Source organism: Pedobacter sp., from assembly GCF_045627485.1.
In the GTDB taxonomy this organism is placed as follows: domain Bacteria; phylum Bacteroidota; class Bacteroidia; order Sphingobacteriales; family Sphingobacteriaceae; genus Pedobacter.
Window position 1 is genome coordinate 1 of sequence record NZ_JAZQNU010000095.1, and the last position, 22496, is coordinate 22496.

At 41.4% G+C, this 22496-nt stretch carries 9 protein-coding genes; all 9 read right to left on the reverse strand.

The features are described from left to right. Nucleotides 1-29 precede the first annotated feature (29 nt). The 9 genes from ACR2F3_RS07245 to ACR2F3_RS07285 all read right to left on the reverse strand — a co-directional run bounded on the left by ACR2F3_RS07245 (nucleotide 30) and on the right by ACR2F3_RS07285 (nucleotide 22471). Complete coding sequence (locus ACR2F3_RS07245; protein WP_432709315.1) at nucleotides 30-1535, reverse strand: RagB/SusD family nutrient uptake outer membrane protein; 1506 nt, start codon at nucleotides 1533-1535, stop codon at nucleotides 30-32. A 22-nt stretch (nucleotides 1536-1557) separates the two neighbouring features. After that, on the reverse strand, nucleotides 1558-4704 hold the full coding sequence (locus tag ACR2F3_RS07250) for a SusC/RagA family TonB-linked outer membrane protein (protein ID WP_432709316.1): 3147 nt from the start codon (nucleotides 4702-4704) through the stop codon (nucleotides 1558-1560). A 250-nt stretch (nucleotides 4705-4954) separates the two neighbouring features. After that, nucleotides 4955-6433, reverse strand: coding sequence for a SusD/RagB family nutrient-binding outer membrane lipoprotein (locus tag ACR2F3_RS07255; RefSeq protein WP_432709317.1), 1479 nt, complete (start codon nucleotides 6431-6433; stop codon nucleotides 4955-4957). A gap of 16 nt (nucleotides 6434-6449) precedes the next feature. Beyond that, entirely contained in the window at nucleotides 6450-9689 is a 3240-nt protein-coding gene (locus tag ACR2F3_RS07260; protein ID WP_432709318.1) for a SusC/RagA family TonB-linked outer membrane protein, read from the reverse strand. A 346-nt stretch (nucleotides 9690-10035) separates the two neighbouring features. Beyond that, complete coding sequence (locus ACR2F3_RS07265; protein ID WP_432709319.1) at nucleotides 10036-11454, reverse strand: SusD/RagB family nutrient-binding outer membrane lipoprotein; 1419 nt, start codon at nucleotides 11452-11454, stop codon at nucleotides 10036-10038. Between the two features lie 158 nt (nucleotides 11455-11612). Continuing rightward, on the reverse strand, nucleotides 11613-14855 hold the full coding sequence (locus tag ACR2F3_RS07270) for a SusC/RagA family TonB-linked outer membrane protein (protein WP_432709320.1): 3243 nt from the start codon (nucleotides 14853-14855) through the stop codon (nucleotides 11613-11615). 258 nt (nucleotides 14856-15113) lie between these two features. Beyond that, nucleotides 15114-16583, reverse strand: coding sequence for a SusD/RagB family nutrient-binding outer membrane lipoprotein (locus ACR2F3_RS07275; RefSeq protein WP_432709321.1), 1470 nt, complete (start codon nucleotides 16581-16583; stop codon nucleotides 15114-15116). Nucleotides 16584-16595: 12 nt separating this feature from the next. Continuing rightward, nucleotides 16596-19841, reverse strand: coding sequence for a SusC/RagA family TonB-linked outer membrane protein (locus ACR2F3_RS07280; protein WP_432709322.1), 3246 nt, complete (start codon nucleotides 19839-19841; stop codon nucleotides 16596-16598). Nucleotides 19842-19996: 155 nt separating this feature from the next. Beyond that, nucleotides 19997-22471 carry a M14 metallopeptidase family protein gene (locus ACR2F3_RS07285; RefSeq protein WP_432709323.1) on the reverse strand — a complete coding sequence of 825 codons (2475 nt, stop codon included), beginning with the start codon at nucleotides 22469-22471 and terminating at the stop codon, nucleotides 19997-19999. Between the last annotated feature and the right edge of the window lie 25 nt (nucleotides 22472-22496).

The following is a 22496-nucleotide window of genomic DNA, read 5'->3' on the forward strand; positions in this document are numbered from 1 at the left end:
CCTTTTTTGTCGTATTTAGAATTTAACCTTTATGGATTCTGTGGCCCAATATTAGGGTTAGATTCCATTTCGGATCTTGGAATGAAAAACTCCCACTTTGGATCTCCTGCAGGAATTTTCATCGTTTCTGCTACAGAAGCCGAAACATAGTTTGGAACTACCGTTCTGTCTAATGGCAAATTCTTGCGTTTTAGATCCAGATACCTGAAGCCTTCGCCCCAAAGTTCAACCCTTCTGTTTATGTCAATCTCTTCTAATAAAAGATCTCCAGTACTTGATGACCTTACTGCGCTTGCATCTCTTGCTGCCGTTAATTCATATAAAGCATCCTGTGCTACAGTAGGCTGTCCAGACATTGCAGCAGCTTCCGCTAAAATCAGGTACAGCTCAGATGCTCTCATTAACGATACATCTCCCAAAGATGGCCCTGAAACATCTTTCACAGAAAATTTTCTCGACATATATGGCTGTCTAACAAATGCTGTAGTTGGCAATGAAAAGTTGGCCGCAGTTGGTGCAGGCTCCCACATTTTCTTCCTCACATCAGTAGCTGGAATTTTAGCATACAATGCGGAATTGATTCTTTTAGGATTTCCTCTCTGGTAAGAAGTATTGGCGTTATAAGCAATCTGCGCGAAATATGACCCAAATGTATCACCTTGATCTAATGTTGGCATACTCGCCCACATTACCTCTGATAAACCAGGGGCATTGTTAAAGCCTGTTTGGTAAGCAGCTGCATTCATTAATGGAAACTGTTTCCCATCAATTACTTCTTTTGCATACTTAATGGCATTCGGGTAATCTTGCATGGTTAATGCAACTCTTGCTCTTAAACCTTTGGATACCCATACATTTGCATGTGACTTGTTAACACGGCTAGTTGCATTCAATGCAATGGCTGCATCTAAATCTTTCACAATTTGTGCGTAGATTTCTTCAACACTCACTCTTGGCATTTTTGAATCCGTAGAACTTAACGGCATTGGTACTGCCAATTGCGTATTGGGTTTAGCAGCTGCATCGTATCTTTTGCCATAAAACTGTACAAGGTACGAATAGCTATAAGCTCTTAAAGTAAGGGCTTCCGCTTTGATTCTAGCTTTATCAGCGTCTGCTCCAGATGCCTGATCAATATTGTCAATAATGAAGTTTGCATTACCAATCATTGTGAAGAATGTTCTGTAGTAATATATTGTTACCGCAGAGTTATCTGTTCTTGCGCCCAAATAGTTTCCTTCACCTGTAGCTGTAAACCAGGTAGCTGCTGCCTGCCCTAAATCCTCACCCATGAAATCAACCCCCAAAAGGATTCCCGGTACACCAGGTTTACCTTGAGCATTTGAAGTTGTTGTGTTTGTTCTTTCGAACATAAATCTATAGATACCATTTAAAGCCGCATCAGCATTTTCTGTTGTCGTAAAAATAGTACCGCTATCTACGGATTCTGTAGGCTCAGTATCCAGATAGTCTTTTTTACAACCTGAACCTAGCATTAGCGCCAAGGCACCTGTTAATAATATGATCTTTTTCATATTGTCTGTTGTATTTTAAAAATTATAATGAAAAATTGATTCCGAAACTTAAGATTCTGCTTGGCACATATGTGTTTGCATTGATACCCTCAAAAGATTCTGTAGGATCAAGTCCTTTTCTTTTAGATATCATTCCTAAATTCTCACCCGATACAAATACTCTTGCGTTAGAAACATCTAACTTGCCAATTAAAGTCTTAGGCAGGTTGTAAGTTAAATTCACGTTTCTTAAGCTGATGTAAGAAGCATCAATTAACCATCTAGATGAAGTCGCATTGATATTTGTCGAGTTTCCGTAATCAACTCTTGGAGTATTGCTTGGGTTTTCAGGGGTCCATGAATTCAAAATGTCTTTATGGAAAGCACCGCCATAAGAACTGGAACTCATTAAACCTTGGTAAGTACTATCATAGAATTTACCACCAATCTGGTAGTTAACCAATACAGATAGTGATAAATTCTTATAACTGAAAGTATTGGTAAATGAACCCATTAAATCTGGAATCGCTGTGCCTGAATAGTCAAATTTTGCGTAAGTCTGGTTGGTTACATAATCCACACCATCAATCGTTCTGATATTCGCTGGTGCAGTTCCTTCTGCTGGGATATATAATGATGAACCATCAGTTTGATCAACTCCTGCGTATTGTCTTAACCAGAAAGAGTAGTAATCCTTACCAACTTCTCTTCTTTTAGTTCCTGTAGTAATAACTGGCGTTTCAGCTGGTAATTTAGTAATTCTGTTTTTCAAAGTAGTCCAGTTGGTAATTAAACCCCAAGTAAAATCTTGTGTTCTAACCAGGTCTGCGCCTAACTGAAGCTCCCAACCTGAATTATACATGGAACCGATATTTTTGAAAATACTTTTTACCGGATCTGAATCAGGTAGTGGCAAACTGAAAATCAACTGACCAGAACCTTTTTTATAGTATTCTAAATCTCCATAAATTCTTCTGTCAAATAAGGAGAATGACATCCCGATGTTAGAGCTTTTAGAAGATTCCCATTTCAAATCACGTGTTGCATTGGTAGACAACAATAGTCCTGGCTCAGAACCGTTGTTCCAGCCTAAATCATAGAAAGACTGGAATGCATAATAACTGTCAAGTGCATTATTTCCTACCTCACCGTAAGAAGCTCTCACCCTTAAATCATCAACCCATGAAACATCAGCCATAAAGTTTTCTTTATTTACTGACCATGATGTACCAATGGAGAAGAAATTACCCCATCTTGATTCAGGCGAAAATCTTGAGCTACCATCACGTCTAAGCGATGCATCTACAAAATATTTGTCTGCATAGTTATACGTGAATTTAGAGAAATACGACTCCATGGTTTCATTACGTTTGTAACCGTTAGCACCATATGGTGTTACAAAATTTGCAAACTCTGTATTTCCTTGTAAAATTAAGCCTGTTTTGTTTGCGGTAAAATATCTGTAGTTATAATCATAGTTCTCATGAGCAATTAATGCAGAGAACGTATGGTCACCGATGTTTTTATTATAACTTAACACCTGGTTGAAGGTATATGACTTGGTTGTTGCGTTGGAGTTAACCGCTAAACCATCCAAAGTGCTTCCATCACCAATAAGGGGGTTTCTGTACTCACTATTGTTGTTATTACGTAAGTCGAAGCTGATCGATGGTCTGAAGGTAAAATCTTTCAAAAATTTCACTTCAACAAATGATCTTGCACTTACTAAGCTTCTTCTATATAAGTTATCGTTTAATAGCGTTTCATAAACAACGTGCCTGCCCGGAGATGCGCCTGATGGTCTGTTTAATGATCCAGGGTGAATTCCATAGTCATACCAATCAGCTTTAGTTGCATCATTGTAAACAGTGTTACCTGCTGCATCACGCGCATAAACTGGATAAATAGGACCCATTCCTCTGGCGAACTGGAACACGTTAACAAAACTTGAGTTACTTCCGGTGGCGTTATCACTTGCAATGTTTCCGTCAGAAAATGATCCCGACAAGTTTAAGCCAGTTTTTAACCATGGTTTTACCTGGCTATTTACGTTAACACGACCATTAAACCGTTTAAAGTCAGATTTTTGGATATAACCTTTGTCATCCAAATAACCTAAAGTAATATAATAATCAGAGTTTTCTGTTCTACCAGATGTACTTACGTTGGCATCAGTTCTTTTACCTGTTCTTGTTAATGGAGAGTACCAATCGAAATCATTGTATAATAACGTTGCATTAGGATTCAATTTACCATCTAACCCAACAATTTCACCATTAGGAACATTGAATGGATTGTAAACTAAGTTTTTCTGAACATCTGCAGAAGCCTTGGCCGCAGCGGCAGCAGCATCCAATTTAGGGGAAGCTGAAAACATTAGGTTATTTTTAATCCCTTGCCATACCACCGGGTAATACTCATTAGCATCAACCCTGTCGTATTCAGGAACACCTCTTGTGCTGTAACCCTGGTTAACCGTTGCAGAAATTAATGGTGATGAAGTCCTACCTCTTTTGGTCGTAATCATAATTACACCATTTGCTGCTCTTGCACCGTATAAAGCTGAAGATGTAGCATCTTTTAGAATGGTAACACTCTCAATGTCGTTAGGATTGATATCACCCAAATTTCCATCAAAGGGCGCACCATCAAGCACATATAACGGATTGCTTGATGCAGCAAAGGATCCAAAACCACGTAAACGAACCGTAGACCCGGTACCTGGCTGGCCATTACCACCACCTACTGAAACGCCCGGGGCAATACCCGATAATGCATTCGAAATGTTGGTTACCGTTCTTTTATCGATGTCCTTCGAACCTAATGTGGCTGCAGAACCTGTGATGGCTTCTCTTTTTGCTGTACCATAAGCAACAACAACAACCTCACTTAAGGCTTTAGAATCATCAAGTAAAATCACATTCATGGTGTTACCAGAAATGCTTACTGTTTTAGTTGCAAATCCCATGGACGACACCTCAATGGCTGTGGCTGAAGGCGCCGCAGAAATCTGGTATGAACCATTTGAACTTGTTTGTACAGCGCCTGGAGCGCCTTTTAAACGTACAGTAGCTCCGGGTATTGGCTGCCCGGTACTATCGTTTACTGTACCCGAAATTGTTCTGTTTTGGGCCATCGCTACATTTGCGACAAACAAAAACAGAAACAAACTTTGTAGAAGTTTTTTCATAATTGTGTGTTAGGTGTAAAAATAATGGCCTAAGATATTCGTTAATCGAGTCATTCCAAAAAAAAATGCATTTTTTTGGAACATTTTTAAAACAAAACATTGTTTTGTTTGTATACCTATATTTTATTGTCATACAATCCAATATTTTGTGTTGTATATAATAATATAATAGCCATAAGAAAAGCACATAAAAAAAGACCGTATCGCCTTTTTAGGACAATACGGTCTTTTCTAGGATTTAATTAGCTTCTTATTTTTTAGCCCACCACATTGGGGTATATACCGCAACGTTTCCTGGGAAACTTAAGTTAGAAGTCGCTTCACTGTTAGGATAAACCATTCTTTCTGGTAACCGGCCTGCACCAATAACCGAAGCTGCAGAGGTAACCAAGAAATCAGGATAACCCGTTCTCCTGTATTCCGTCCATGCTTCAAAACCTTGGAAACCACACATCGCATAGTATTTTTGGGTAATAATCACCTTTATTTTTGCTTCTGCGGTTAAAGCTAGGTCTAAAGCTTCTTTAGCATCTGGTGCTGCAGCATAATAAGCTGAAGCATCTGCAGCTGTTAAGCCGGTAGCCACAAAACTTGCGGTTATCCCTTGTTGCACCAAGGTATTCACATCACCCGCAGCCCATCCTCTTGCTACAGCTTCTGCCTGAAGGAAGAAACTTTCTGCAACAGAGATCAGTTTCACCGGAGCCGTTGCCGAAGCGCCAACACTCGCGTTTCCACCAACCAAGGACGAAGGGATAGATACAATTTTTTCTACACCACTTTGTCCATAAGTACCCTGGCCAATCGAATTAAGTACAGTCTGTCCTTCTACAAGGTCATAGAACTTACTTACTCTCTTGTCATTATTTCTGTTAAAGGCACTAACCGCAGTAGAACTTGCTACCAGGTTTTGTGTGCTGCTCAACGCGACCATCTCGTTATACAAAGGATTTTGATTGCCACCTGTCGTTGAGTATTTTATCGCTGCATCACTGGTTATAAAAGTCGGGTTTGTTGCATATAACGCAACAATACCTGCTTTTGCTTTCGACGGATCAACCTGAGCAATTCTTAGATAGGCTCTCAGTTTTAACGTATTTGCAAAAGCTTTCCATCGGTTAACATCGCCGCTAAATATCATATCCTGTTCGCCTGGTGACGATGAAATCGATGTATTTAATAAAGCGGTTCCTTTATCGATATAGCTAAAAAGACTGTCGTAAACTAAGGCTTGCGCATCATATTTCGGCTGACCAAATTCGCTGCCTTTTAAGGCTTCTGTCAATGGAATATCTCCGAATGCATCTGTAGCCAGTTGAAAAGAGTAGGCTTTTAACAGATAAGCCATACCCTTTGTATGCTCAAGACCTGCGCCTTGGGTATTAATAATCAATTCAGCGTTAATTAAAGCTGAACGGTATAATGTTAACCATGGGCGATCAAATGATGAATTTGTGATATTGTATTGATCGATGGCTCTATATTGGGAGCTGTTCGGACTTTGTGTCCAGTACTGGCCCCATAAGTTTCCGTATACCTGGAAACTATTACCCACAAGCTGACCTACCGCCGCTTGTACCGTTGGCAAAAGCAAACTTGGCGAAGCACTGTCAGGGTTGTTAGGATTTTCGTTAATGTCTAAAGATTTCTTACAGCCTGTTAATCCAATCGTTCCGACTAGCAACAGGAGCAGTAAATTTTTAGAATTAAAAATATTAGATGTTCTCATATTGATTAGCGTGTTATTAAAATGAAACTTTTACGTTGATCCCGTAGTTACGTACTGAAGGCTGCGCTGAAAAGTCGAAACCTTGAACGTTACCTGCACCTGCAGAGTTTACTTCAGGATCTGCATATTTATTTTCTGCCGCAGTCCACATAAACAAGTTGTTACCATATACACCTAAGGTTAAAGAACCGAATGGTGAACGTCTTAACTGGTCTTTAGTAAAAGTATAACTGATGTTTGCTGAACGTAATTTGACGTACGAACCATCAACAATGTTTACACCTGCAGCTCTTGACGGAAAGTAATCTTGCTTGTTGTAACCTACCGTAGTATTTACTACGCTGTTACCATTAGCATCCAGGTATACAGAGTTCGGGAAGATTGTTCCGATTCTCTCACCACCTGTTTCAGCTGATGTTCCGTTAAACGCAAGGATATCTTTTGTTCTGGAGTAAAATTCACCACCTTGTTTGGTATCAAATAATACACCTACAGATACTTGTTTGAATTTAAAATTGGTACCTAATGAAGCTTGCCAATCCGGGTTATAGTTACCTAAATATTGCGCGGTAGAGCTGTTTACAGGAATACCTGTTTCAGCATCAACAATTGTTCTGCCTTCAGCATCTTTTGCTTCCGTTACCGCATAGAATTCACCATATGGTCTGCCTACTGCAGCAACGACAGACATGCCTGAGAAACCACCTAGAGAGATCTGGTCGACACCTGGCAACAAGGAAACAACTTCGTTATTGTTTTTAGTGAATGAACCATAAAGTTCCCAGGTTACATTCCCGGTTTGAACCGGTGTTCCTCTTAAACTTAATTCCACACCTTTGTTTTGAACCTCACCTGCGTTAACAATGCTAAAGCCATAACCTGTTGAGTTTGGAATTGGAATGCTTAAAATCTGGTTTTTAGAGTTGTTATTGTAGTAACTGAAATCAACGGCAAATCTATTTTGGAAAAAGCCTAACTCAGCACCAACTTCAAATGAAGTAGTTTTCTCTGGTTTAAGGTCAAGGTTTCCTAAAGAAGAACCCGCAGCTAGCGCAGCAACGTTCCCAAATGGAAACACGGTACTACCAAAGTTACCGTTTACAGTAGATTTGTTAAAAGTGGCCAACAACTGGTAAGGATCAGTATCGTTACCTACCTGCGCCCAACTTGTTCTGATTTTACCATAAGTCAGCACGTCAGAAACTGATGCGCTTTTTAATAACTCAGAGAAAACGAATGATCCGCTTACACTTGGGTAGAAGAATGAATTGTTTTGTTTTGGTAAAGTAGATGACCAGTCATTTCTTGCAGTCGCCTGTAAGAATAAGAAGTTTTTGTACGACAAGTTTAAATCGGCATATAAACCAATTAGCCTTCTTTTAGACATGTAATCAGTAATTACGTTTACTGGTCCGTTACTGTTACCTAAGTTGTACCAACCTGGCACCACTAAACCACCCGATGCGTTGGTTGCTGAAGATAGCGTGTTCGTTTGACGCTGACGAAAGTTGTTACCCAACATTAATGAACCTTCAAAATCCTCGCTGAATTTATGTGTAGCTGTAACCATTAAATCGTGAACCAACTCAGTCACGTTATATTGATCAATACGGTACTCTCCGTTGCTTGTTCTTCTGTTTACACCAGCATATTCGGCTGTTTGGTCAATATCAACAAAGTTGAATTTTGGGCTCAACGTTCTACGTCTGTCTGAATACGTATCCACACCAATTCTTTCGGTAAAACTTAACCACTCCGTTGGTTTATATCCAATATTGAAATTACCTGTTACACGACTTACGTCGTTTAGATTTGAATAGTTATCTAAAATCCAGTAAGGATTTTGTGTATAGGCACCATAGTAACCGTATGAATTTGGAAAACTCACACCTGCGGCATTAGTATATCCATAACCGTTATATGGGTTATTCAAATCTTTAACAGATTTAATATCAATGTCTCTTGGTGTTTGCAACACATTGTTATATACAGATGCATTTCCTTGTCCGCCACCAATCTGGTTAGCGTCAATTTTGGAAAAGTTAAAGCTAATACCTGTGGTGAACTTGTTACCAAGATCTGCCGTTCCGTTAAACCTTACCCCATATTTGTTATATTCATCGCTATTGCCAGGATAAATTCCATTAGAATTTAACGAATTTATGGCTAAATAATAAGTGGTTTTATCGCCACCTCCAGATAAACTCAAGTTGTTATCCGTAGCAAAACCTGTAGAGAAAAAGTCTTTTACCTGATGTCCTGCAGCAGAATAAGGCTTTGTCTGGCGAACGCCGTCAATCATCTGACCCCATTCCTGAACATTACCTGTGAAAGGTGCACCCCAGCTCCAGTTTTCTTTTAAATCTGTAACATAGGTGGCAGTTTTTCCGCCTGGTAATACCTGGTCATAGTAACCTTGTCCGTATTCATTCTGTAACTCAGGAAGTTTTAAAATAGAGGAGAAAGTATTATTACTGTTAAAGGTGATGGACATCTTATCAGCTCCTTTAGCACCAGTTTTGGTGGTAATAATCAAAGCACCATTAGAAGCTCTTGATCCGTAAAGGGCAGCCGCAGCCGGGCCTTTTAATACCGTTACCGAAGCTATATCATCTGGAGACAAGTCGTTTCCTCTGTTACCAAAATCAACACTCGACAGCGAAGAAGCACCACCGGTAACACTTGAATTATCAATGGGAACACCGTCAACCACGATTAAAGCCTGGTTTGAACCAGAAATGGAAGAACCACCACGAAGTACTACACGTGAAGAGCTACCAGGAGCACCTGATGTAGAGGTAATGTTTACACCAGCCACTTTTCCTGAAAGGGAGCTCAAAACACTTGGACTTCCGCCTTCTGTTAATTCCGTGCTTTTAATCGTTGGCGCCGAATAACCCAGCGTTCTTTTCTCTCTTTTAATGGCGTTCGCTGTTACGACAACTTCGCCCAGGGTTCTTGCGTCTGGAGCCAGACTCACATTAATAATGTTTTGACCTGCGATGACCTTAGTTTGCGGAATATAACCAACCGAACTAAATTCTAATGAAGTTCCTTCTGCAGGAACAACCACCGAAAATTTACCGTTAAGGTCTGTGCTTGCCCCACCAGCAGCACCTTTCACTTTTACACTTACGCCTGGCAATGGCAAACCATCGTCGTTACCCGTAACCGTACCAGTGATTGTTCGTTGTTGAGCCATTGCACTAACCGCAAAGAACATCAGCACGAACAAACTTTGTAGAAGTTTTTTCATGAGTATTGATTATTTAATAAATAAAAATTTGTTAAATATATCAATTTTAAGGAATTCATCCCAATTTTTTTATGTATATTCCAAATATATTATGAGTATTATTCGAAGTATATGTTTGCCAAGATATTTTTATTAGTAAAATCACCTTAAATAAATTTAATGACGCCAGTATTCTTGTTCTCATTAACTTAAGATTAAATACAGTAACACTCCACAGTAAGTCCAACTAATTACATTCAACTTGACCTCATCTCCATCCCACCATAACATACTTTGGCCTTTAAGACATTCTGAAACAAAAAAAGGGTGCCTTCCGACACCCTTCGTTTAATTACTTTAACTTTAACTAAAAAACATCCCAAAATAACTTAGTTCCTACCACATCACCGCCGATAGCAGTTGCTGCACTTTCCACATTAGTTCTGTTCAGCGTGCGCTCACTGGTTGGATAAGTTAATCGCAAAGGAATTACGCTTAAAGCACTAGCTGCCGGTCTTAATACCGGGTAATCAAGTCGACGCCACTCTACCCAGGCATCATAACCGCGATTATAAAGCGCAATATACTTTTGAATGCCTATCTTTTGCTTATAGTTCCCTGCCGCGGTACCATAAGCCACCTGAGGTTGTGCCAAATAAGCTGTTGCCTCTGCTTGTGTTCCTCCCCAATAAGTGATGGAAGCAGTAATAGCTGCATTATAATGGCTTTCCGGCGATCCGGCGATGCCCCATCTTGCGGCAGCCTCCGCCAGAATGAATTCTACTTCAGCATAATCCATTAATAAAGCCTCGAAATCTGGCTGGATGACCTTATCACTTGGTTTAGAAAAAGAAGCATAGTCATTGTTCACACCTATTCTACCGCCCAGGTAAGCACCATTAACTGTTGTAAAATAAAAGGCTCTTCTTGGATCATTAACTGTATTCATCAGGTTAACAAGGGTTTCACCAGCGATGTAATCCTGTCTGCTGGTGTAAACTGGATTCAAGTTGGCAGAAACCGGGTTATTGTTTGGCGTTGTGTTAAGGTAAGCCCAGGCAGCGTTATCTGCATTGCTGGTAAAACCCTGACCGGCAGAAGCCGCAATTGCTGCTTGTGCAGTAGCTGCATCAACATCGGCTAGCGTTATGGCCAGTTTCATCTTTAAACTGTGGGCAAATTTTAACCATGCAGCGGTATTGTCGTGGTACAACAGATCGGATCCACCAAAATTTGAACCTGGGGTAATCAATGCGATAGCTGCGTCTAAACGGGCAAAAAGATCAGTGTAAATCGATGCCGCATCATCATACTTTGGCTGATTGACGTCAGTCAATGCTTCCGTATAGGGCACATCGCCCCAGGTGTTAACCAATACAGACCAGGTGTACACAGCAGCGATTTCTGTTACTGCAATACGGTTATTTTTCACTGCAGGACTTAATGTCGCGTCTTCATCAGTGAGCCTTCTGCTTTCTTTTAGATCCTGCAACACTTCCCTGTAAAAAGGAGTCCAATAGCTCAACGGAATATTTCTGGTAGTGATGTTATACCTAGGCTCATCCTGGTAGGTGGTTGCGGTCCACTGCTGCATCCAGAACCTCAACACGTTTACGTTTACGCTAGGTGTAGTCTGGTTGTCAACAAGCTGTTTCAGGGCATTTCCAAATAGAGACCCTGCAGGAACCGTCTTCGGGTTTTTCTCGTCGATATTGTAGTCGTCTAAATCCTTGGCACAAGACACTAAAAGCATCAGGGGCAGGATATATATGATTAATTTTTTCATGGTACAGAGTTAATTTTAATGGTAATGAAGCTATCCTAAACTTTATTCAATTGCGTTGCAACCCGGTAAGCAGATGATAGTTTCATCGCTATAATTTGTTATTTAAAGTTTGGTGAAGCCATAAACTTTGACTTCACCGTTCTAAAATCTTTGTTTCCTTAAAATCTAAATTTCAAGTTGAAACCAATGGTTCTTATTGATGGATAGGCCCCACTTTGGTATCCCTGAAGGTTACCAGAACTTAAACCTGCTTCAGGATCTGAATAAGGCACTTTTTTGTGGATCACCCATAGGTTACGTCCAACCAGCGACACATCAACACCTTTGAAAACTTTTTCTCCAATCAAGCTTTTAGGCAGAGAATAGGTCAGGGCGGCTTCACGTAATTTCACAAAAGAAGCGTCGTAAACGAAAGCTTCCTGAGGATTGTTCGAATAGCCATAAGGTGTAACCGAGTTGTCATATGCTTCCACCCTCACTGTGTTTGGTGCACCACCAGCCTGAACACCGGGAAGGATTACACCACCACCTTCGCTGATAGGAAGCCTTTTTGGATTTCCGAGGTCATTAGGACCAACAGATTCCGGATACAAACCTGTTGCTTGTCCGTAATACTGATCAAGCGAGAAAACACTTCCGCCCTTTCTGAAGTCAATCAGAAAACTTAAGCTTACATCTTTATACTTAAGATTGTTTTGAATACCACCTGTCCATTCCGGATTCATATCACCAATCACAGAGTTAGCAGGACCGAATACATAATAACCGTCTTCACCAACTACTTTTTGGCCGTTCTCATACACAAAACCACGTCCCCTTAATGTTCCGAAAGGCTCACCAAGCGTAGCATTCAAAGTAACACCGCCCTGGAAAGATGCTAATTGGAGGTTGGTGTTTTGTTCGTACAATTCGGTTACCTTGTTTCTGTTTCTGCTCCAGTTAACATTTAAAGTCCAGCTAAAGTCCTGCGTACTGTACGGCAAGACGAATGCCGATACTTCCACACCTTTATTTTCTATGGTTCCGGCATTTACCCATCGGTTTCCGAAGCCTGTAGCGGTAGAAATGTTTACCGGCATAATCTGGTCAACCGACTTGGAATTATAATAGGTCACATCAAAGCCGAATCTTGCTTTAAAGAAATTCGCTTCGATACCCGCTTCAAAAGCCTTAGTACGCTCTGGTTTCAGATTAGGATTTAGCTTAGTAACCGGCAAAGAGGTTAACAGGTTTCCATCGTAAACCGGGTTAATGGTATATACATCGTATAAACTCAATGCTGACGCATCGTTACCCACCTCCGCATAGTTAATACGTAGTTTACCATAATTCAGCCACTCAGAACCTTTGACCAAACTAGAAAACACAAAACTTCCTGCCACTGAAGGATACCAATAAGAGTTATTATCTACTGGTAAGGTGGTAGACTGGTCACGGCGAATCGTTGCATCTAAAAATACAAGTTCACTATAACCAAGGGTAGCACTGGCAAATAAACCATCAACCGCAATACGCTCGTAACGTTCAACCGGCGCATTAATTAAGTTTACAGAGTTAGACAGGGAATATAAGCCTGGCACTGCCAAACCACCATTAGTTCTGGCTGAAATAGACGACAAGCGGTTTCTGCGAAGGTTACTTCCTAATAGCCCCCTAAAGGTAATCAGGTCAGTGATGTTTTTATTGAAATTCACCATCAAGTCGAAGTTGGTCTCAGAGGCCGTTCTATTGAAACGGGCATATTCAGAGATATCCGCACCCCCAATTGCTAAACGCTCTTCCTGAATGTCGTAAGTTCCATCATAAGTAACTCTTCCCATTACATCTAACCATGCTAATGGTGCCCAGGTCACCATGGCATTACCGAAATAGTGGTCTCTGGTATCGTTCTGTACGTTATTATACCTTGACCAGTAAGGGTTGTTAGAATAGATAGGCCTGGTTGCAGTTACGTCAGACCAGTTCCAGGTAATATTTTCGCCGTTTCTGTTAAAAGCGGCTTCCTGCTCCTTAATGTCTATATTGGTCTGCCACCATTGTCTGAACTGCTGGTTGGGGTTATTCCCTTCGTAACCCGTTCCATAACGCCCTAATCCGTCAATTTTACTATAATTAGCAGAAGCGCTGACCGTTAAGTTTTTGGTAATATCATGTCCGCCGCTAAGGTTGAAGTTGTTCCGGGTAATTTTACTGTTTGGCAGCACCCCGCTTTCATCAGCTCTTAAGTAACCTATTTTGAAAGTGGTGTTATCCCCTCCCGCGTCAATCATGATACTTTGAATAGAATTCACACTCGTTTTGTAGAATGATGATGGATCATTTGCTCCCGCCACCCAAGGTGTTGCCCTGGCATAAGTAGGAGAAGAAGGATCAAAAGCATCCCATTGTAACACGAGGGTATTCGGATTAAAGGCGCCACCGTACGACGCATCCTCGGTAAAAGGGGTAATCGGGGTATTGCCTAAGCCTAAAACATTATCGTACCAGAAATTACGGTCTGGAGAAGGGTAACCAACTAAGTTACCGTCCGCATCGCGTGAATACTCGTTCACGTAACCTGCGCCGTACTCTCTTTGATACTTAGCAAAAGTACTTTTATCAATTTTACCAAAAGTAACTGCGGAATTAATAGTTATACCTAAAGAATTTTTCCTTCCTTTTTTTGTCGTAATCATAATAACACCGTTTCCAGCCCTAGAGCCGTATAAGGCCGTAGCTGCAGCACCTTTAAGCACGTTGACAGACTCAATGTCATCGGGGTTAATGTCGGCAGCCGCATTACCGTAATCGTAACCACCACGACCTGTGGTTTGATCAAGAGAATTGGTATTTGCGTTACTCACGGGTATACCATCTACCACAAAAAGTGCCTGGTTATTACCTGTCATGGATTTAAAACCCCTTATCACCACGTTGGTAGAACCTCCCATGGTACTAGGTTGTTTAATATCCAAACCTGCCACCTTACCAGCCATGCTGTTAATGAAGTTGGCATCCCGGGTACGGGTCAGGTCTTCACCTTTCACTTCCTGTGCCGCATAAGGCAACTCATTTCTGTTTCTACGGATACCCAATGCAGTAACTACGACCTCTGATAAGGATTGTTCATCACTTACCATCACTACGTTAATTACTGACGAACTTCCGATGGTAATAGTCTGAGAGACGAAACCAAGGGCAGTAAATTCTAACGCGTTTGCGCCCGCAGGGACGCTGATGGAATATTGTCCCTCCGCAGAGGCACTTGTTCCGGCATTAGTGCCCAAGGCCCTAATACTTACACCAGGTATTGGCAACCCATCATCTTTACCAGTAACTGTTCCTGTGATTGTTCGCTGCTGCGCGAAAGCCGAGGTGGCTAAGAACAACAGCAAGAACAAACTTTGTAAAAGTTTTTTCATAAGTTTTGAATAAAATTAGTTGAAATCCTACTTCTAAGGTATCGAATTTCTATTCCTAATTTAAAATCAAAAACGCTTTTGTCCCCTGATTACCAGTCAGTTACAGTGCATAATAGTTAATTAATTTTATGTCAAAGGCAATGTGTTACCTGTTACCCGTCTTTAATAGTTAATAAGCATTCTAAAAAATCAATTTATATGCCTAAAAGGCATTGCAAGTGCTTAATGATTAAATTGCAATCTTTGTGTGCAATGCCGTTATTTGTCCCACCAGACAGGTACGTAGATGGGTACGGTGCCCGGAAAATTCTGATTAGTAGTGATTTCAGTATTCGGATAAAGAAAACGCAACGGTAAACGCCCGCCGCCAAGGGTAGAAGCCGCAGATTCAACCAGAAAATTAGGATAACCTGTCCGTCGCCACTCAGTCCAGGCTTCAAATCCCTGGAAACCGCACATCGCATAGTACTTCTGGGTAATAATCAGTCTGATTGCATCTGATCCTGATGTATATTGCGCATCTGGTGCGGTACTAATATAAGCGGCAGCCTGATTTGGAATACCAAAGGCTTCGAAACTTGCAGTTATACCTTGTCTAAAAAGGTTGGCCGGGTCGGCACCGGCTGCCCAGCCCCTGGCACCTGCTTCGGCCTGAAGGAAGAAGCTTTCTGTCGCAGAGATAAATTTAACAGGGGCTACCGCCGAATTTGGGTCAGCTGCATTTCCGGCCACTAACGCCGATGGTGGCGAAACCAGCTTAGTGGTGTTTAAACGATAACTTCCCTGCGGAATGTATGCAATGGTATCAGCCGGCCTTCCATCAGTTACTATAGGCTCGTATAACTGTAATACCCTGGGATCATTATTACGGTAAAACTGTCTCACAGCAGTAGCACTCGCGACAAGGTTTTGAGTATACCCTAACCCTACGAATTCGCTATATAGTGGGTTTTCGTTGCCCCCTGTGGTGGTGTATGAAATCTGGGCATCTTCGGTTAGGAACGTAGGGCTAGTCGCATACAACGCTGTAACACCAGCCTGGGCCCTTGCAGGATCCACTTGCGACAGCCTTAAATAGGCCCTTAATTTAAGCGTATTGGCAAAAGCACGCCATTGGTCAACATCGCCGCGGAACAAAAGATCCTGATCGCCTGCTGAAGTTGCATTTTGCACTTCTAATAAAGCCAACCCTAAGTCAATATAGTTAAATATACTGTCGTATACTGCTTGCTGACTATCATACTTCGGACTAGAAAACTGGCTTCCTTTCAGGGCTTCCGATAAGGGAATATCGCCCCAGGCATCAGTAGCCAATTGGTAAGTATAGGCCTTTAGTATATTGGCTATTCCTTTCAGTTGTTCGCTGTTAGGTTGGTTGTTGTCGATAATCAGCTGCGCATTTTGAAGTGCATTCCGATAGGTGATCAGCCAATGGGTGTCAAAAGCTGAATTGGTAACACTGTACTGCTCCAGGCTTCTGTACTGTGAGGACGTAGGACTTTGAGTCCAGTATTGCGCCCACATGTTGCCGAAAATTTGGAAGTTATTACCAACCAATTGTCCAATGGCGGCCTCCACAGTAGGCAATAGTAACCCGGGTGTTGCTGTAACAGGATTATTTGGACTTTCATTGATATCCAAATACTTTTTACAGCCGGTTAATCCTACTGCACTGATGGCAAGAAAAATAAAAAGTTTTTTGGCACGATATAGATATTGTGTTTTCATAGGAGTGCTGAATTAAAATGATACCTTTAAATTAAGACCATAGTTTCTAACTGACGGCAAAGCTGTAAAATCAAAGCCCTGAAGGTTACCTGCGCCCGCAGAGTTTACTTCGGGATCGGCAAATTTGTTGGAGTCAGGGGTCCAGATGAATAGGTTGTTTCCAAAAAGACCGATGGTTAACGCACCAAATGGAGTTTTTGTCAACTGCGTCTTATTAAAGGTATAAGACAAAGAAAGGTTGCGTAATTTCACATAACTTGCGTCTACGATGTGCTGTCCGGCAGGCAAATCGGAGTAGTAATCTTGTTTGTTATAGAGTATATTGGTATTGGGCACGCTATTTCCATTAGCATCTAAATAGACGGAATTTGGAAAAATTACACCAATCCGGTCACCGCCCGACTCTTCAGAAGCACCCACAAAACCAAGTATGTCGCGGGTTCGCGAATAAAATACCCCGCCATGTTTGGTGTCAAAGAGTACGCCGAGGCTGAAGTTTTTATATTTAATATTTGCACCAAGTGAAGCCTGGTATTTTGGATTGTAACTGCCCAGGTATTCTGCTGTTGAGGATATTAATGGCAATCCGGTTTCCGGATCAACAATGGTCCGCCCCTCTGCATCGGTAGCGTTAGTGGCAGCATAAAATTCACCATAAGACCTTCCTTTCGCGGCAACGACCGACATGCCAGTATAACCACCAAGATTAACCTGTTCTACTCCAGGCAACAGGTCTACAACTTCACTGTTATTTTTGGTATAGGTAATATATAATTCGGCAGAAAGTCCACTACTAGTGCGTAATGGTGTGCCCCGTAAGGTCAGTTCAACACCATTGTTTTTTATTTCGCCTGCATTGACAACCCTGAATCCATAACCTGTAGAATTTGGGATAGGAATGCTTAATATTTGGTTCTTCGAGTTGTTAGTGTAATAACTGAAATCTATTGATAGCCTGCTTTTAAAAAAGCCCAACTCTGTACCTATTTCAAACGAAGTTGTTTTCTCTGGCTTCAAATCGGCATTTCCAATAGTAGTACCTGCCATTAGGCCTGCAACGCTTCCAAAAGGAAAAGTGGTGTTTCCAAAACCGCCGTCGATAAGCGCCCTGCTAAAGGTGGTTACGAGCTGGTAAGGATCAGTATCGTTACCTACTTTGGCATAACTGGACCTTAATTTTCCATAATCAAGGTAATTACTGATGGTAGATTCTTTAAGTAATTCCGAGAATAAAAAGGATGCGCTTACACTAGGGTAAAAGAAGGAGTTATTTGCCGTTGGTAATGTAGAGGACCAATCATTACGTGCAGTTACCTGTACGAACAACATATTTTTATACGACACGTTTAAGTCGGCATAAAGACCAACAAGCCTTCTCCTGGTATAATTATCCAAAATCACATTTACCGGACCATTGCTGTTGGCAAGGTTGTAATAGCCTGGAACGACGAGGCCACCGGTGGCGTTGGTAGCGGTTTGATTGCTATTAGTTGAACGTTGACGGATATTGTTACCAATCATCAGTGACCCTTCAATATCTTCGTTGAATTTATGGGTAGCTGTGATCATTAAATCATGGACTACTTCATTAACATTGAACTGATCGATTTCATACGATCCATTATCGGTTTGCCGATTAAAGCTGGTATAGTTTCCCGCTTCATCAGCTGGGAGAAAATTGTATTTAGGATTTAAAAATCGCCTGCGGTCTGAATAGAAATCCAAGCCCAAACGTTCAGTAATGTTTAGCCATTCTAAAGGTTTGTAACCTATATTGAAATTTCCGGTAATTCGGTTTACATCGTCGAAGTTATCGTAGTTTTCCAACAGGTAATAAGGGTTCATGTTATAAGCACCATAAAAGCCATACAGGTCTTCACGTTTAACCCCGTTGATCACCACGTTACCATAGCCATAGTAAGGGTTGTTGAGGTCGCTCATTTTGTCAACGGGAATATCGCGTGGCGTTTGCAATACATTGTTATAAATTGACCCCCCGCCTTGCCCGCCGGCAACCTGATTGGCTTTGATATTGGTGTAATTAAAGGAGATACCGGCGCTAAAGTTATTGTCAAACTCCGCACTACCATTAAAACGTACATTATACTTGTTGTAAACATCCTTATTGCCCGGGAAAACGCTGTTGGAATTTAAAGAGTTTAAGCCAAGATAGAAAGTAGTCTTTTCACCCCCTCCAGAAAAACTCAGGTTATTATCACTGGAGAAACCCGTGTTAAAGAAGTCTTTAATATTGTCTTTGAGTGCAGAATAGGGTTTTGACAGGCGTACGCCGTTGATCATTTGTCCCCATTCCTGCATTGCACCCGTAAAAGGTGCGCCCCAACTCCAGTTTTCTTTTGGATCATTAATATAAGTGGCCTCTGTACCATCCTCCGAAATTTCATCATAATAACCTTGCCCATATTCGTTCTGTAAACCGGGCAGCTTGAGGAGTGATGAAGCTGCATTAGAACTGGTAAAAGTGATTTGTGTTTTTTGTGAGCCTTTGGAGCCTGTTTTGGTAGTGATAATTAAGGCCCCATTTGATGCCCTCGATCCGTATAAAGCCGCAGCAGCAGGACCTTTTAAAACGGTTACCGAAGCAATATCATCAGGATTGATATCATTTCCACGGTTACCGAAATCGACACTAGATAATGTAGAGGCCCCTCCAATTACACTGGAGTTGTCAATTGGAACACCATCAACTACAAGTAAAGCCTGGTTATTACCGGAAATGGATGACCCACCACGTAATACCACGCGCGATGAACTTCCTGGGGTATTAGAGGTTGTCGTAATATTTACCCCGGCAACGCGACCACTAAGGGAGTTAATGACACTAGGGTTTTCTCCTTGTGTAAGTTCGGCACTGCTGATGGTAGGTGCCGAGTACCCTAGGGTACGTTTTTCTCTTCTGATGGCCTGTGCGGTGACCACCACTTCCCCAAGGGTTCGGGAGTCACTTTGCAAACTTACATTGTATTGGTTTGCGGTAGTTAGCGTGATCCTTTGGGTTGTATAGCCAACAGAGGAAACTTCCAGGCCGGTTGCGCCTTCAGGTACAGCGATCACGTATCGCCCTTCACTATCTGTTAAAGTACCACCACGTTGTGCGCCGGTGATTCTGATACTGGCCCCGGGAATGGGTAAGCCGTCTTCTTGCCCGGTAACTCGTCCGGTTATTGTTCGTTCCTGCGCTATTACAGAAGTAGTAAAGAGTAATAGAACTAACAAACAGTGTAGCTGTTTTTTCATAGTGTTAAGTATTAGATAATTAACCTATCTAATTTACCACTACAAAAAATTTAAAACAAGAACTATTTTTTTAAAATAAATTAAAAATATTGTAGGCATCAAACTATAATTAATTGAGAAACAACTCAATACAAATTAAGGTGTTTCCCAATTATTTATTGGTTAACAAGGAAAACAGCATTCGTAAAAAGTTGCTTACCGCTCTCCCAGAATTGACGAAACATTACGTTAGTAGCGAGGTAAATCACCGTACCGCGGCCCAAAGGCTGCACGCCATACAAAAGTCCACTGTCCATTTTCTTCTGAACATTTTTACCCGCAATACCCGTAAGGTAAGATCCAGATGTAAGTAAACCTACGTTCCATCCTTCGGTGAGCGGCTCATAAATTACATCGTCTGTAACCAGGGCATAATACCTGTCTAAACCTAATGTTAACGGATGTGTTTGATCAAGTTTTACTTTAAAAATAGCACCAGGAATGGCATTATTAAAGTTACCTTTATCTTTATCTGCATACACTCTGTTATTGCTGTTTTCTTCCTTTACAAATTCTTTAGTCTTGATATTGAAAGGTTTTTTCCCTGCAACGGCATTAATTGCATTTTCCATCAGGATGAGTTTACCACCCTGTTCTACCCAGCTGGCTAGTTTTTGGTCCATATCTGTAGGGTAAAAGCCGCTAGGCAAAATTAAAACATTAGTTTCTGCAATGTTGAGGTTTCTTAACCCCTGTAAGGTGAGCATGGTAACAGGGTACTTAAGTTCCTCCTCAAAGAAATGCCAGATTTCACCAACGGCAATGGAGGACGTTTCCGGGCCTGTTACCACCGCTACTTTTGGTAGTTTTAATAAGGGATATACCGAAGATCCGAAGTCCTTACCTTTTTCTACAAAACCAGTGGTAATGGCATTTATATTGATACCTGTCTGTTTGCTTAGCGCATTTATTCTTTCAGCTACTTTAACACCGTTTTGCTCATTTTCTCTTCTATAGATCAACAATGTGCCTGCCTGGTAGTCTTTACCACCACTACTGAAAGCCTGATCGGCAATACGAATCTTCAATCTTTCCTGTTGCAGTTTGATCAGCAGTTTAGCATCGTCTATGGAGTTCCATGAAAAAGCCCATGCATAAGGTAAAGCCACCTGATCAGATAAAAGGCTCTTTTCTTCTAGAGCAGGATATTTTCCATTTAACGATTCTTTTAATGCATAGGCCTCCAGCCCAAAAGCATATGGCATAGCCCAGGCAGTGATGTCGTAAGTATTGGAATCAGAAACCATGGTATGAGGTTCAAACAATACGTTGATAAGGGTAGCTTTTGGCTGCTGCAGGTTAATCACCAAATCATTTCGTTCTAGCCTGAAGCTTTTCTTTTTTTGAGTATCGAAGTCGAAACCGCTTAAATTACGATCGCCGCCATAAGAGAACTGGATACCATTTTTACGTAATAAATCAGCAAGTTTTTTCTGGCGGCTTAACTGTGTGCCTTTGATTACATAAGTTTTGTATTGGCCAGGAGGGGTGGCGATGCGTTCTTCAAAAAACAATCTAAATTCATCTACAATCTTTGATGAATGGTTAGAAACAGTTTCTAATGTAGCCAAACCCGTGGTAAAGTGGTGGTCGATACGGTCTTTTAGGGTTAAGATTTCACCATCGGCGGTGAGAATAGCTAAACCAGCATTTATACCGCCTTGCTCGTAAGTCATGCCAATGGCCCCATTATACAAAGGATAGGTATCACCGTAAGATGGGTACAGCAAATCAAAATTCTCCTTGGTAAAATACTGCCACCCTTGCTCATCAAAGTATTTCGCATTGTTTTTACCTATCGTTACCTGGAAATCACGTTGCCACTTGCTTAAGCTTTCGTGCACAGGCTCGGCAGCAGGCGCAAAATAATAGGGTGAGTTGTAGCTTTGTTCATGAAAATCGACATGAACCTCAGGCATCCATTGCTGGTACAGAGCAATACGGCCCTGTGTTTCCACTTGCGTTTGCCATGCCCAATCGCGATTAAGGTCAAAATAATAGTGATTGGCCCTACCTCTTGGCCAAGGCTCCTGGTGCTCTCTGGCAGATGGGTTTGGATCAGGGATAACTCCAGAAACGGAATTGAAGAAGTTTACATAACGGTCCCTGCCATCAGGATTTAAACAGGGGTCAATGATCACAACTGTATTCTCAAGCCACTGTTTTACATTGCTCGTGGTGCCCGTGGCCAATGTATGGATCATTTTCATAGCCGTTTCAGTAGAACTGGCTTCGTTTCCATGTACGTTATAACTTAACCACAGGATGGCTGGTTGCTTGTTTAAATTACCATTACTTTTCCCATTGCTTAGCGCCAGGTTATTCTGGCGGATTTCTTCGAGCCGGTCCATATTCGCTTTTGAAGAAACAATGGCGACCAGGAGTTCCCTACCTTCGTAGGTCTTTCCGTATCGCTCTATCTTAATTTCCGGATGTGCTGAAGCGACATACTGGAAATAGTCGACCACTTTCTGGTGACTTGTAAAACGGCTCCCTAATGGGTATCCTAAATAGTCGTCCGGAGATTTGGTTTGTGCCTGAGTGGAGTAAATTCCGGCAAACAATAAAAAAGAGAGTAAAAATCGCTTCATAAAGATATTTAAACAGCCAAAATAC